This is a genomic window from Nocardia transvalensis, from assembly GCF_015477765.1.
Lineage (GTDB): Bacteria > Actinomycetota > Actinomycetes > Mycobacteriales > Mycobacteriaceae > Nocardia > Nocardia transvalensis_A.
The window spans coordinates 560,019-573,506 of the sequence record NZ_JADLQQ010000003.1 but is presented as its reverse complement, the minus strand read 5'-3'; the positions used below and the strand labels follow the sequence as shown (position 1 = coordinate 573,506).

Sequence of the window (13,488 nt, the reverse complement as noted above, 5' to 3'; positions counted from 1 at the left end):
CTCAGCGCAATGTGGCCGTCAGGTGCGGGTAGCCCTTCTTCGGGTGCCGCAGCGCCAGATCCCAGCCACCGGAGACCTGATCGGCGTACACATTGACCGTCGACGGTAGCAGGATCGGTTTGCCGAACTTCACCGAGTAGGTCGTCTTCGCGGGCACCCGGCCCTCGATGACACCCAGAATCGCGGCGGCCGACCACATCCCGTGCGCGATCGAGCGCGGGAAACCGAAGGCCTTGGCGCCCAGCGCCGACATGTGGATCGGGTTACGGTCACCCGATGCCGCGGCGTAGCGGTGGATCTGCGCCTGATCCACCTTCAGCGTGCGCAGTGGCGGCGGGGGCACCTCCTCCGGCTTGGGCTCCGGCTTCGGGCCGCCCGACAGCGACGTCTTCTGCTGATGCAGGAAGGTCGTGACCTGCCGCCACACCAGCTCGCGGCCGACGCTGACCTCGCTGATCGCATCGACCAGCAGGCCCTTGGGATGCTCGCGCAGATTCTCCACATGCGCGCGGATGTCCAGCGGCTCGCTCACCGAGATGTCGCGGCTGCGCTCGATCACGTTCTCCGCGTGCACCGCCCCGACGGCGACGAACGGGAAATCGCGGGCGACCACCAGCTGCATCACCATCGGGAACGTGAGCACGAACGGGTAGGTCAGCGGCAGCGAATCGCCGAAGCGCAGTCCGGTGGCGTGGCAGTAGGCGGCCAGATTGTCGATATCGACCTGCAGGCCACTCACTTCGACGGCCCGGTCCGGGATTTCGGACTTGCGCCCCGAAACCAGTGGCAGCGGAACCGCCCCCAGCGCCGCCTTCAGGTACAGGTTGCCCGTCTTGGGCGGCTCGCTCAGCGTGATGGTCTGGGTCATCATGCTCCGATCATGGCCTGGCCGCACACGCGAACGATGTTGCCGTTCACCGCATTCGAGGCCGGGCTGGCGAAGTAGGCGATGGTCTCGGCGACGTCGACGGTCTGACCGCCCTGGTACAGCGAGCTGAGCAGGCGGCCCGCCTCCCGGGTGCCCAGCGGGATGGCCGCGGTCATGGCGGTCTCGATGAAGCCCGGGGCCACGGCGTTGATGGTGATGCCCTTCTCGGCCAGCTTCGGGGCCTCGGCATTGACCATGCCGATCACACCGGCCTTGGAGGCGCCGTAGTTGGTCTGGCCGCGGTTACCGGCGATACCGGCGATCGAGGACACGTCGATGACCCGGCCACCCTTCTTGAGCGCACCCTTGGCGACCAGGCCCTCGGTGATCCGGTGCGGCGCGGCCAGATTCACGTTCAGCACCGAATTCCAGCGCGCGTCGTCCATGTTGGCGAGCAGCTTGTCGCGGGTGATGCCGGCGTTGTGCACGATGATGTCGATGCCGCCGAAGCGCTCGGTGGCGAACTCGGCGAGCTTGTCGGCGGCGTCGGGCGCGGTGACGTCGACCGCGATCGACACGCCGCCGACCTTGTTGGCGGTCTCGGCCAATGCCTCACCGGCGGCCGGGATATCGGCGACGATCACCTTCGCGCCGTCGCGGGCGAACACCTCGGCGATGGTGGCGCCAATACCGCGCGCGGCACCGGTGACCACGGCGACCTTGCCGTCCAGCGGCTTGTCCCAGTTGATGTCGGCGGCGGCGTTGTCGTCCTTGCCGACCCGGAAGACCTGGCCGTCGACGAATGCGGACTTGCCCGAGAGGATGAATCGCAGGGTGGACTCCAGCCCGGTGGCGCTCGTGGACGCCTCCGGGTGCAGGTACACCAGGTTCGAGGTCGCACCGCGCAGCAGTTCCTTGCCGACGCTGCGGGTGAAGCCCTCGAGGGCGCGCTGCGCGATCTGCTCCTCGACGCTGGAGGCCAGCTCCGGCGTGGTGCCGATGACGAGCACGCGGCCGGACGGGGCGATGCTGCGCATGGCCGGCTGGAAGAACTGGAACAGCTGCTCCAGCTCCTCGATGGTGCCGATGCCGGTGGCGTCGAACACCAGGGCGCCGAACTTCACACCGGGGGTGATGGAGTCGACGAAGGTGTAGTCCGACAACTGGTTTCGCACGGCGTCGGCGGCGCGGCCCTTGCCCCCCAGCAGCACCGGGCCGGGCAGCGCCGGCTCGCCGGGGACATAGCGGCGCAGCTTCTCCGGCTGCGGCAGCCCCAGCTTGTTCGCCAGGAAGTGACCGGGGGCCGAGTTCACGAACGATCCGTAGAGGTTGGGAGCGCCCTTGCTCTTGCTGGCTGCCACTGTTCCTACCTTTTCCTTATGTCGTGTCGTATGTGGTCGTCTCCGGTCCCCGAGGGTTCGGTGGAGCACATCTGCGGGGTACGGTGTCGACAATGAACTTACTCCAGAGTAAGTTTAATGTAAACCGACAGCGAAGGGGCATCGGAGTGCCGAACTCGCTCCGAGCGCCGAACATTTTCCGACGAGACAGTGGAGACTCGAGTGACAACCAAAGCCCGTTCGGCGAAGGCCGGGACTTCCAACGCGGCCAAGCACACCAAGCAGACCCGCCCCGTCGCGATTCTGGGCGGCAATCGGATTCCGTTCGCCCGCTCGGACGGCCGCTACGCCCACGCTTCCAATCAGGACATGTTCACCGCCGCACTCAACGGACTGGTCAGCCGGTTCGGGCTGCAGGGCGAGCGGCTGGGCATGGTCGTCGGCGGCGCGGTGCTCAAGCGCGTCGGCGAGCACGGCATGATCCGGGAGAGCGTGCTGGGGAGTGAGCTGTCGCCCTACACCCCCGCCCACGATCTGCAGCTGGCCTGTGGCACCGGCCTGCAATCGATCGTCACCGTGGGCGACGCGATCGCCCTGGGCCGCATCGAGGCCGGCGTCGGCGGCGGCACCGACACCACCTCGGACGCGCCCATCGGGGTGAGCGAGGCCGCCCGCGAGTGGATGCTGGATGCCAACCGCGCCAAGAAGAACTCCGACTACGTGAAGCTGGTCGGGCGGCTGCGCCCGAGCATGATCGGCATCGAGATCCCGCGCAACGCCGAGCCGCGCACCGGCCTGTCGATGGGTGAGCATGCCGCCATCACCGCCAAGGAGTTCGGCATCGCCCGCGAGGCGCAGGACGAGTTGGCCTATCTGTCGCACAAGAATATGGCCGCCGCCTACGACCGGGGCTTCTTCGACGATCTGATCACCCCGTTCCTGGGCCTGACCCGCGACGACAATCTGCGGCCGAACTCCTCGCTGGAGAAGCTGGCCACGCTGAAGCCGGTGTTCGGCACCAAACTGGGCGATGCCACCATGACCGCGGGCAACTCCACCCCGCTCACCGACGGCGCCTCGGCGGCCCTGCTGTCGAGCGAGGAGTGGGCGGCCGCGCACAACCTCAAACCGCTGGCCTACCTGGTCGACAGCGAGGTCGCGGCGGTCGATTACGTGTGGGGTCCGGACGGGCTGCTGATGGCCCCGACCTACGCCGTGCCGCGGCTGCTGGCCCGCAACGGCCTGACCCTGCAGGACTTCGACTTCTACGAGATCCACGAGGCGTTCGCGTCGGTCGTGCTGGCGACGCTGCAGGCGTGGGAGTCGGATCAGTACTGCAAGGAGCGCCTCGGCCTGGACGGCGCGCTCGGTTCGATCGACCGCAGCAAGCTCAATGTCAACGGCTCCTCGCTGGCGGCGGGCCACCCCTTCGCCGCGACCGGCGCGCGCATCATCGCGCAGGCCGCGAAGCAGTTGGCGGAGAAGGGCTCCGGCCGCACGCTGATCTCCATCTGCGCCGCGGGCGGTCAGGGCGTGGTGGCGATCCTGGAGCGCTGACCAACACCCGTCGTTCCGGCATGCTCTTGGCCGGAATCGGGCCAGGGCGGCGTGCCGATCGTCGAATCGGCACGCCGCCCTTCGCATTTCGACTCGGTCAGCCCGCCGGACGGGGGTAGTGGCAGGCGACGTGCCTGCGGGCGAGGTCGAAGGTGCGACGGGCCAGGGCGGAGATGCTGGTGCCGTCGTATCCGGAGACAGCGGTGTGCAGGGTGTCGTGGAAGGGCGCTGTCCAGTGTTTCGGAATTCCGTTCGCGCCCACGAGGACTCCGGCCACCGATCCCGCGGTGGCACCGTTGGAGTCGGTGTCCCAGCCGCCTTGGACGGTCAGGCCGATCGTGGTCGTGAAATCGCCCGCTCCCCACAGCAATCCCGCGGTGATCACACAGGCGTTGCCGATCGCGTGGACCCAGTTGTAGTGATCGTAGCGGGCATGTATCGCGGTCAGGGCCCGATCCCACGCGATCCCGCGGTCGTGGTCCTCGAGCACGTGGTCCAGGGCCTCCGCGAGGCGGGATCGCTCCGGAATCACCTGCCGCGCAGTGTTTATCGCCGCAGCGGCGGACTCGGCGGTGAAGGCGGCCGCCACCAGCGCCGCGGCCCACTTCGCCGCCCAGATGCCGTTGCCCGTATGGGAGACGGTCGCGTCGCGGGCGGCCAGTTCGGCCGCGCGGGCCGGATCGCCCGGACAGGCGTAGCCATAGATGTCGGCGCGGATCAGGGCGCCGATCCACTCCCGGTAGGGGTTGCGGAAGCGGGCGGTGTCGGGTGGTTCGTAACCGTCGATGAGGTTGCGGTAGGCGACGCGTTCGGCGGTGTAGGTCTGCAGGAACGGCAGCAGTTCCAGCCACTGTGCGGCCACGTCGGCGGCGGTGAAATCCCACCCCTGCCGTTCCAGCAGATCCAGTCCCAGCACGGTGTAATCCAGGTCGTCGTCGCGGGGGCAGCCGTCGATGCGCCCGCGCGTGGACTCGGGCCAATTGCCCTGCAGTTCGAAACCCTCCGGCATGGGGGTGAGCACGGGCACGTAGTCGGTCAGCGGATAGGCCTCGGCGCGCTCCAGATAGGCGCGGATGCGCTGGGGAGTCCACCGGACACCGTTCTCCAGCGGCTTGCCGAGCGTGCAGCCCACGCAGCGGCCGAGCCAGCCCCCGAGAATTCGGTCGTAGAGATGGGTGAGCGAGGCCGGATCGCCGATCGCGGCCGATATCGGAGAGTCGGCAGCCGCGTCCTCGTCCTCGACATACGGCCAGTGCGGGTCCCGGGGCGCGTCCTCGACGCGGTCGAGCAGGCGCCAGCAGGCACCGGCGCACGGGATCTCGGTGTGGGCGAGATCGCGCACCTCCTCCGCGAAATCGTCGACCAGATAACCGGATTCCCGCCGCTGCAACCATTCGAAATACAGCAGCGCACGCGGGTCACCCTCGGGATGGCCGAAGTAGGCCGAATCGATGGATTCCATGACCTTCACAAGGTGAGGCGGGATGGGTTCGATCGGTGGATACCCCGTGCGGGGGGCGCGGAATCCGCCACTGCGTCGCACCGGCTCATCGGGCCGCGGTCGGACCGGGCGCGTGCAGGGTGGTCAGCACCGCGTCGACGATCTCCGACAGCAGCGGCAGCGATTCGTCGCGCTGCGGCGCCCGCGCCCACCAGCGTCCCTCGTGGGTGTGCCGGCCGAAGCCGGTGGGCAGGATGACATTGCTGCGATGCGGGCCGATGTCCACGCCGTGCCGCTGCAGCGCGACGGCGCAGTCCAGCGACGGATATCCGTCGAAGACCGCCAGAAAGGTGCGGCGCGGCGGCCGATCTCGCACCAGCACCGGCCCGGGGGTCCCGCGCACGGTCAACTGGCCGAGGATCAAAGCACCCAGCGGCTCCGGGGTATTGACCGCCGCAATCGAATCCACCAGTGGTAGCACCACGAATCCCGGGGCGGTGACATGAACCCGGGGCAGCCCGAACAGGCATCGATAGGCCGCCGCCCAATCCTGCGGTGTAGCAAGCTCTTCCAACCGCACGATAAACCTCGCTCGGCTCTTTTTCCGTACCGGCATCGATTCCGGCGCCGGTGGGTGGTCATATCAGTCAAGACCCGAAACAGAAGCCAGGACACCGCTTTCGGTGAATCGTTAGCGAATTATGAAGGACGAGCCCGTGCCGGTAGGGGCGTACCGGCCGCCCACCTCGAGCACGGACGACATTCCGTCGATATTCAGACAAACGTCCACTTTGCATTTCGAACCATCCGGGTCGACGGGCACGAGATACCCGTTTCGGGCGTATCTGCCGGGTACCCTCAGGGCGTAGCCGAGCACCGGAACCCTGGGAGGTTCGTCATGCCGTGCGACCTGATGCTCATTGCCTACGACGGGTCCGAGAACGCGAAGCGGGCCGTGGAATACGCGGGCCGGTTCCTGTCGGCGACCAGGGCGGTGGTGTTGACCGCGTGGGAGCCGATGGTGCGCCAGGCCGCGCGGTTGTCGGGATTGTCCGGGGTGATGCAGCCCGAGTGGATGCCCGACGAGGAGATCGAGGACATCGCCTACGTCGATGCCAAGCACATCAATGCCGAGGGCGTGCGGCTGGCCAAACTCGCCGGGCTGAACGCCGAGGCCCGCACCGCCGAATGCACCTCCACCATCTGGAACGCCATTGTCGACGCCGCCGACGAGCTGGACGTCGACATCATCGTGGCCGGTACCCGCGGCGCCACCGGCATCCGCGCCCTGCTGCACTCCAGCGTCGCCGAGGCGGTGCTCAAACACTGCCACCGCCCCATCCTGCTGGTCCCACCCGGCAAGAACCCCACCGACCACGAGCACTAGCGTCCCGGCCGAAAGCACGCCGGGATGACGATGGCTTCATACCCGGTGGGCCCCTTCACACTGAGATCTCGGTCGCTGTCGGACGCCGGGGTGAGAGGCGCGGACTATGGTCGGGTCCATGGACGGCTTTCTGCTCGCACAGCCCGGAAGCGTGCTCCGCACGGCCGGTGTCCGGCAGGCGTTCGACGATGCGCGGCGGGCGGCGGCGGCGCTGAAACAGGGGGAAGCGGATCTGATCGTGGGTGCGCTGGCGTTCGATCCGCGCAACCCGGCGGCGCTGTGCGTGCCGGAGAGGTCCCAGCACCTCGCCGGGCCGTGGCGCCCGGCCGCGTTGCCGCCGCTGCCCGGCGTTCAGGTCGTCACCGAAATCCCCAGTGCCGCAGAGCATATCGCCCGCGTGACGAAGCTGGTCGAACAGTTGTCGGATCCCGGGCAGCCGTTGCGGAAGGTGGTGGCGGCCCGGTCGGTGCTCGCGGAGGCGGACCAGCCGCTGGATCCGGTGATCGTGGCCGCGCATCTGCTCTCGCGGCATCCGCTCGCCAACATCTTCGCCGTCGATCTGACCCCCGCCGGGCGGCCGGGAGCCGGCCTGGTCGGTGCGACGCCCGAGGTCCTGGTCGCACGCTACGGCGACACCGTGACCCTGCGCCCGCTCGCCGGAACCGCGCCGCGCCACCCCGATCCGGAGATCGACGCCGAACGCTCTCGAGAACTGCTCGCCAGCACCAAGAACCGCGCCGAACACGCCTTCGTCATCGACTGGATCCGAGAGCGGCTGGGCTCGGTGTGCGGCGAGCTCACCGTTCCCGACGGGCCGGAACTGATCAACACGGCCGAGGTGTGGCATCTCGCCACCCCGATTCAGGGCCGACTGCGCGATCCGAGCGTCACCGCCCTCGATCTGGCGCTGCTGCTGCACCCGACCCCGGCCGTCTGCGGCACGCCCTCCGATCTGGCCCTGCAGACCATCTGCGAACTGGAGGAGGAGCGCGGTTTCTACGGCGGCGCGGTCGGCTGGTGCGACACCCACGGCGACGGTGAATGGGTGGTCGCCATCCGCTGCGCCGAACTGTCCGCCGACGGCCGCACGGTCCGCGCCTTCGGCGGCGGTGGGATCGTCGCCGCCTCCGACCCGCACGCCGAACTCGACGAAACCACCGCCAAGCTCCGGACTTTCCTCGGCGGCCTGCACTGCCGACTTCCCGAGCACTGATCGGCTCCCGGCTGCCCGATCGCGGGCACATGTTGTAGGTTGACTCGGAATACGCCTGCGTCGATGTATGGGAGTACCGCGATGAAGTTTGCCGTTCCTGGTGTAGCGAGCGCCGTCGCTGGGGCTGTGCTCGGTGCGGTGGCGGTATTCGTCATCACGATCGCGGCGCAGCAGAACACGCGACCCGAGGTGGATCGCAGCGGCAACGAGTCCTCGTCGCTGCTCAACAACGTTGAGTACGGCTCTCGCTGAGTCGCCGCACGTCGCCGATCCCACCGCGCCGCTGGGCCGGCGCTGGTTCGCCGGGACCGTCGTCGCGGCATTCCTGCTGACCTTTCTGCAGGCTCCGGGGCGCACGGTCGCCGACACCAAATACGATCTGGCCCAGAATCCGCTGGGCTTTCTGCAGCGTGCCGCGCACCTGTGGAGCAGCCAGGCGCCGATGGGCCAGGTGCAGAACCAGGCCTACGGCTACTTCTTTCCGCACGGGGCGTTCTTCTCACTCGGACATATCCTCGGCCTACCGGCCTGGGTGACCCAGCGGATCTGGTGGGCGCTGCTGATTCTGGCCGGGTTCTGGGGGATCGTGCGGCTGTGCGAGCTGCTCGGCATCGGAACCCGCGGCTCCCGGGTGCTGGCGGCGGTGGTGTTCGCGCTCTCGCCCCGGGTGTTGACCACCCTGGGCTCGATCTCGTCCGAAACGCTGCCGATGATGCTGGCGCCGTGGGTCCTGCTGGCCCCGGCGGCCCTCGGCAGGGTGTTCGCGGCCCCGCGCACCGCGTCGGTGCGCGGCGCGGCATCCCCGGCGGGAAGCGCACTGGCGTTGGCGCTGATGGGGTCGGTGAACGCCGTCGCGACCGCGGCCGCGTTCCTGCCCGCCGCTCTCTGGTGGGCCTCGTATCGGCCGAACCGTCCGTGGTGGCGGTTCACGCGCGCCTGGATTCCGCTGCTGGTGCTGGCCACCTTCTGGTGGGTGGTGCCGTTGCTGCTGCTCGGCAAGGTGAGCCCGCCGTTCCTGGATTACATCGAATCCTCCGGTGTGACCACGCAGTGGGCGTCGCTGGGTGAGGTGCTGCGCGGCACCGACAGCTGGACGCCGTTCGTCTCGCCGGAGCGCATCGCGGGCGCGGTCCTGGTCACCCAGCCCGCCGCGGTGCTGGCGACCGGACTGCTGGCGGCGGCCGGAATGGCCGGGCTGGCCCTGCGGTCGATGCCCTGTCGCGGGCGGTTCGCGCTGATCCTGATCGTCGGGCTGGTCGGCATCTGCGCTGGATACGTGGGGCAGCTCGGTGGTCCGTTCGCCGAATCCGTCCGGATCTTCCTGGACTCCGGCGGCGCCCCGCTGCGCAATGTGCACAAGCTCGAACCGCTGATCCGGATTCCGTTGGTGGTGGGCCTGGCTCATCTGCTGCGCCGGGTTCCGCTCCCCGCGTCGGTGCCGATGCCGGTCTGGCGGAACGCATTCGCCCATCCCGAGCGCGACCGGATGGTGGCCGTGACCGCGCTGGTGCTGGCCGCCCTGGCCCTGGCCACCTCGCTGGCCTGGACCGGCAGGCTCGCTCCACGCGGCGCCTACGACAAGGTGCCCGCCTACTGGCAGCAGACCGCGGACTGGTTGGCGCACAATGCCTCCGACACCCGGGCGCTGGTGGTTCCCGGGGCGCCGTTCGGCAGCCAGATCTGGGGGCTGACCCGCGACGAACCGCTGCAGGCCCTGGCGCGCACACCCTGGGCGGTGCGCGACGCCGTACCGCTCACCCCGCCGGGTGCGATCCGGGCCATGGATTCGGTGCAGCGGCTCATCGCGGACGGGCGGCCCTCGACCTCGCTCGCGCCGACCCTGATCGATCAGGGCATCGGAATTCTGGTGCTGCGCAACGATCTCGATCCCGACACCTCGCGCTCGACCCGGCCGATGCTCGCGCATCAGGCGGTCGACGGCTCTCCGGGGTTGACGAAGGTGGCCGAATTCGGCAACAAGATCGAGATCGGCCACGGGGACGGGTTGGTCGTCGATGGTGATCTGCGCCCGGCGTATCCGGCGGTCGAGATCTATCGCGTGGACCTTCCTCGACCGGGCAACCCCGCCGACGTCCGCAGTGGCCGGGGCGCGCCCGCGTCCTTCCCCGGCGCGTACACGGTGCCGCTGGATTCGGTTCCGGTGGTCCAAGGCGGCCCGGAGGTGCTCGAACGCCTGCGCCGCAACGGCACCGGCCCGAACGGTCCGGCCGTGCTGGCCGCCGATGCCGCACGGGCGGGAGTGGCGGGCGGCTCGGTGACCGTCACCGACACTCCGATGGACCGCGAGGCCGATTTCGGCCGCGTCGACAACCACAACTCCGCCCTGCGCGCACCCACCGACCCGCGGCGCACCCACAACCTCGTGCCGGACTACCCGGTACCGGGCACACAACCGGTGCAGGGCGAATGGTCCGGCGCGACGATCACCGCCTCCGGCTCCGCCGCCGACGCCACCCAGCTGGGCGGCGCCGCACCCGGTAGCTCCACCGCCGCCGTGGTCGACGGGGACCCGTCCACCGCCTGGCTGAGCAACAGCGCCCAACATGCCGTCGGGCAATGGCTTCGGCTCGATCTCGACCATCCGATCCGCGCCGGTGTGCTGCACCTGACGACCAGTCCGGCGGCGATCGGTGACCCGGTGAAATGGGTCGAGGTGCGCACCCGCAACGGGACCGTGGCGGCACGGATCTCCGAACCCGGTGTCCCGGTGTCGGTTTCGCTGCCACCGGGGCGCACCGATTGGCTGACCATCACCGCCACCCGCACCGAGAACGGCACGCCGGGCGGCCAATTCGGCATCAGCGAGCTCGGTCTGGACGAATACAGCAATCTCGATGCGCCGGTGCCGGTCGAGATTCGGCATCGCACGGTGCTGCCCCCGGTGGCGGCGGGCGCGCAGGTGCAGGGCTGGAATCTCGGACAGGAATTCCCCGGTCGCAGCGGGTGTTTCGACGCTCCCGATCGGGTCCGCTGCAGTAAGGGCCTGGGCCTGCCCGCCGAGGAACCGGGAACCTTCGAACGCACCCTGAACGTGCCCGCGCCGATGTCCGTCACGCCGGAGTTGACCGTGCGCACCCGGCAGGGCCCCGCCCTGGAGGCGCTGCTCACCGATCACGATCGGCCCATCGCCCGCGGTAAGGCGGATGTGGGCGATCTGCGCGGCTCGGCCTTCGCCGCCACCGACGGTGATGTGCGCACCGGTTGGATCGCCCCCGAGGATGCCGTGCGCAACCCGGCCGGGCCCAAACCGACCCTCACGATCGAACTTCCGCGACCGACCCTGGTCACCGGGGTGGAGGTGACGCCGTCGCTCGGCGACCTGCCCGCCCGGCCGACCGAGGTGGCGGTGAATCTCGGGGACGGGCCGCAGGTCCGGTCGATCGATCCGGACGGCGAACCCGGCACAGCGGTCCGGCTGTCCCTACATCCGCGGGTGACCGACCGGATCGAACTGAGTATCAACAGCTGGAAGTCCGTGCTGGACCGGACCGCTCTGGGTTTCACCCTGGAACAGCCGCCGGGCTTGGCCGAGGTAAATGTGCTCGGACCCGACTATCCGGCGCCCGCCCCGCTCGACCGTCCGATCACCGTCGACTGCGCTCACGGACCGACCATTGCGGTGGCCGGGCGCATGGTGCACCTGTCCGTGACCGCTACCGCCGAGGAACTGCGGTCGGGCGCACCGGTTTCCGCGCATCTGTGCAGTATTGATTCGGCGGCCACCGATAGCTCCTCGACCGAGGAACCGGATCAGTCTGCGGTGGATCTCCCGCCCGGCCGCGTCGACGTAACCGTCGCACCGACCGATCTGTTCTCCGTCGACCACCTGCGCCTGAACCGGCTCGATGCCGCGCAACAACCTGTTTCGGCTCCCCCCGGCACGCGACTGCTGGTACTTCCGTTGAGCACCAATGTCGGGTGGCGCGCCCAGACGGCCGACGGCCACTCCCTCACCCCGATCGTCGTGGACGGCTGGGAACAGGGGTGGCTGCTGCCCGCCGATGCCCGCGGGCCGATCACTGTGGAATTCCCGCTCGACCGCTGGTACCGCTCGGCCATCTTCGGTGGACTGCTGCTGCTGATCCCCTTGGTCGCTTTGGCCGTTCCGTGGCGGCGTCGGCGCGCCCGCACCACCGACGACGGTCCGGGTGGGGATTCCGATGGCATTGGCACACCAACTCTTTCGATGCGGACATGGGGAACTCGCGTGGTCGGTGCGGCCGGGTTGGGCGTGGCAGCTGCCGTGATCTCCGGGCCTGTCGGACTGGGCCTCACCGTCGCGGGCCTGGTCGCCGATCGGTTCTTCCCGCGCATCATGCCGCGCGTGCTCGTCGGCCTCGCCGGGCTCGGCACCGCGGTCTCGGCCGCGGCGCTGTCCACCGGGCCGTGGCGCTCGCCGCAGGGCTATATGGGCGGGTCGCTCTGGGTGCAGTTCCCGGCGCTGGTCGCGGTCGTCGCCGTCGGCATCGCCGCGCTGCGGGTCAGCCGAAGCGGCGGCGAACCCAGTGGCGGACAGGCTCTTCGACCAAGGCGTAGCTGGCGGCGGCGAGAGGCAGGGTGAAGGCCACCGTCAGCACCAGCACGTGCAGGAAATTCCCGCGGAACGGGACGATGCCGAAGACCGGGAAGACCATGGCCAGCACGGCCAGATGCCAGATGAAGATGCCGTAGGACCAGCGGCCCACCGTCGCGGCGAGGCTGCTCTGCAGCCAGCGGTGCGGCCGGTCGCCGAGTACCAGCGGCGCGAGCAGGCCGAAACCGATGAGCGCACCGAGTCCCATTTTCATCGCGTACTGCCAGGCGACGCCGCGGGTCAGCCCGGCCGGACCGGCCAGATCCGTGGTCGACAGCAGGAATGCCACCGCCGCCAGCGACCACATGATCCAGGGGTTGGCGAGCACGCGACGCCACCCGGGCACCGCCGCCTCGTGCGCCGCATCCTCGACCAGTTCGGCCAGCACCATGCCCGCGACGAACCACGGCAGATATCCCGGCAGCCAGTTGTCGGAGTGGATGGCCTCCGGAGTCGGTACCGGAAGGAAATTCCACCCCAGGCTCACCATGCCCAATGCCAGCACCACCGGCAGCCGCCACCGCGCCCGCGGGCCGCGCAACCGCACCACCGCCACCGCCAGCACCGGGAGCAGGAGATAGAAGGCCACCTCCACCGACAGACTCCACATCTGGGTGAGCCCATCGGTCAGCGTCAACGGCACGAATACCTGCAGCAGCGCAAGATTCGCGATCCAGACACGCAGCCCGGCCGACTGCGCCGCGGTCGGCAGCAGTATCAGCACCGCGCACACCACCACCCAGTACGCGGGCAGGATGCGGGCCGCCCGGTGCAGGAGATACCGGCGGGCCCGCGGCGCCGAACCCGATCCGCGGGCCGCTGCGGCATGCGGACGCCACAGCAGAAATCCGGACAAACCGAAGAAGACGGCCACCGCCATATCGAATCGGCCCCACACCCGGCCCAGCACCGGCATGCCGGTGGCGCCGGTCTGGAAGGCCACATGGGTCAGCAGCACGCCGAGCGCGGCCAGCCCCCGCATACCCTCCAGAGCAGGCACGAAAGCCCTCGGCGCCACCGGAATCGGCGCGGCCGACTGCGGGTGGGCGGGCGGTGGGAGAGTCGCGGTCATCGCGATCCAGTGTGCC

The 13,488-nt window shown here is 69.4% G+C and carries 10 protein-coding genes; 5 read left to right on the top strand and 5 right to left on the bottom strand.

Going from position 1 to position 13,488, the window contains the following annotated elements:
- Position 1: 1 nt before the first annotated feature.
- A complete protein-coding gene (locus tag IU452_RS10710) occupies positions 2-871 on the bottom strand; it encodes a MaoC family dehydratase (RefSeq protein WP_324192545.1) in 870 nt (289 codons plus the stop codon).
- Positions 868-2,229, bottom strand: a complete 1,362-nt coding sequence (locus tag IU452_RS10705; RefSeq protein WP_195108781.1) for a 3-oxoacyl-ACP reductase — start codon at positions 2,227-2,229, stop codon at positions 868-870. Before IU452_RS10705 ends, IU452_RS10710 begins: the two co-directional genes overlap by 4 nt.
- A 201-nt stretch (positions 2,230-2,430) precedes the next feature.
- On the opposite strand from IU452_RS10705, the gene IU452_RS10700 reads away from it, so the two are divergent.
- Positions 2,431-3,765: an acetyl-CoA C-acetyltransferase gene (locus IU452_RS10700; protein WP_195108780.1), complete on the top strand. Its 1,335-nt coding sequence runs from the start codon at positions 2,431-2,433 to the stop codon at positions 3,763-3,765.
- Between the two features lie 97 nt (positions 3,766-3,862).
- Here the strand turns inward: IU452_RS10700 and IU452_RS10695 are convergent, their stop codons facing one another.
- Positions 3,863-5,227 (bottom strand): ADP-ribosylglycohydrolase family protein, encoded by a 1,365-nt coding sequence (locus tag IU452_RS10695; RefSeq protein ID WP_195108779.1) that lies wholly within the window; start codon positions 5,225-5,227, stop codon positions 3,863-3,865.
- An 85-nt stretch (positions 5,228-5,312) separates the two neighbouring features.
- The gene (locus IU452_RS10690; protein WP_195108778.1) at positions 5,313-5,786 is read right to left on the bottom strand and encodes a hypothetical protein; all 474 of its coding nucleotides are present in this window, start codon (positions 5,784-5,786) and stop codon (positions 5,313-5,315) included.
- Between the two features lie 318 nt (positions 5,787-6,104).
- On the opposite strand from IU452_RS10690, the gene IU452_RS10685 reads away from it, so the two are divergent.
- The 4 genes from IU452_RS10685 to IU452_RS10670 all read left to right on the top strand — a co-directional run bounded on the left by IU452_RS10685 (position 6,105) and on the right by IU452_RS10670 (position 12,388).
- Positions 6,105-6,593: a universal stress protein gene (locus IU452_RS10685; RefSeq protein ID WP_195108777.1), complete on the top strand. Its 489-nt coding sequence runs from the start codon at positions 6,105-6,107 to the stop codon at positions 6,591-6,593.
- Positions 6,594-6,711: 118 nt separating this feature from the next.
- Entirely contained in the window at positions 6,712-7,806 is a 1,095-nt protein-coding gene (locus IU452_RS10680) for an isochorismate synthase (RefSeq protein ID WP_195108776.1), read from the top strand.
- An 81-nt stretch (positions 7,807-7,887) separates the two neighbouring features.
- Positions 7,888-8,058 (top strand): DUF2613 domain-containing protein, encoded by a 171-nt coding sequence (locus IU452_RS10675; protein WP_195108775.1) that lies wholly within the window; start codon positions 7,888-7,890, stop codon positions 8,056-8,058.
- Entirely contained in the window at positions 8,039-12,388 is a 4,350-nt protein-coding gene (locus IU452_RS10670) for an alpha-(1->3)-arabinofuranosyltransferase (protein WP_228817118.1), read from the top strand. Before IU452_RS10675 ends, IU452_RS10670 begins: the two co-directional genes overlap by 20 nt.
- On the opposite strand, the gene IU452_RS10665 is transcribed toward IU452_RS10670, so the two are convergent.
- The gene (locus tag IU452_RS10665) at positions 12,309-13,472 is read right to left on the bottom strand and encodes an acyltransferase family protein (RefSeq protein ID WP_195108774.1); all 1,164 of its coding nucleotides are present in this window, start codon (positions 13,470-13,472) and stop codon (positions 12,309-12,311) included. The two genes, IU452_RS10670 and IU452_RS10665, sit on opposite strands and share 80 nt — an antisense overlap.
- Between the last annotated feature and the right edge of the window lie 16 nt (positions 13,473-13,488).

Excerpts from the sequence above, each read along its gene's own strand:
- IU452_RS10710 (WP_324192545.1), bottom strand. The coding sequence starts at position 871 with ATGATGACCCAGACCATCACGCTGAGCGAGCCGCCCAAGACGGGCAAC.
- IU452_RS10685 (WP_195108777.1), top strand. The coding sequence starts at position 6,105 with ATGCCGTGCGACCTGATGCTCATTGCCTACGACGGGTCCGAGAACGCG.
- IU452_RS10680 (WP_195108776.1), top strand. The coding sequence starts at position 6,712 with ATGGACGGCTTTCTGCTCGCACAGCCCGGAAGCGTGCTCCGCACGGCC.
- IU452_RS10675 (WP_195108775.1), top strand. The coding sequence starts at position 7,888 with ATGAAGTTTGCCGTTCCTGGTGTAGCGAGCGCCGTCGCTGGGGCTGTG.
- IU452_RS10665 (WP_195108774.1), bottom strand. The coding sequence starts at position 13,472 with ATGACCGCGACTCTCCCACCGCCCGCCCACCCGCAGTCGGCCGCGCCG.
- IU452_RS10695 (WP_195108779.1), bottom strand. The coding sequence starts at position 5,227 with ATGGAATCCATCGATTCGGCCTACTTCGGCCATCCCGAGGGTGACCCG.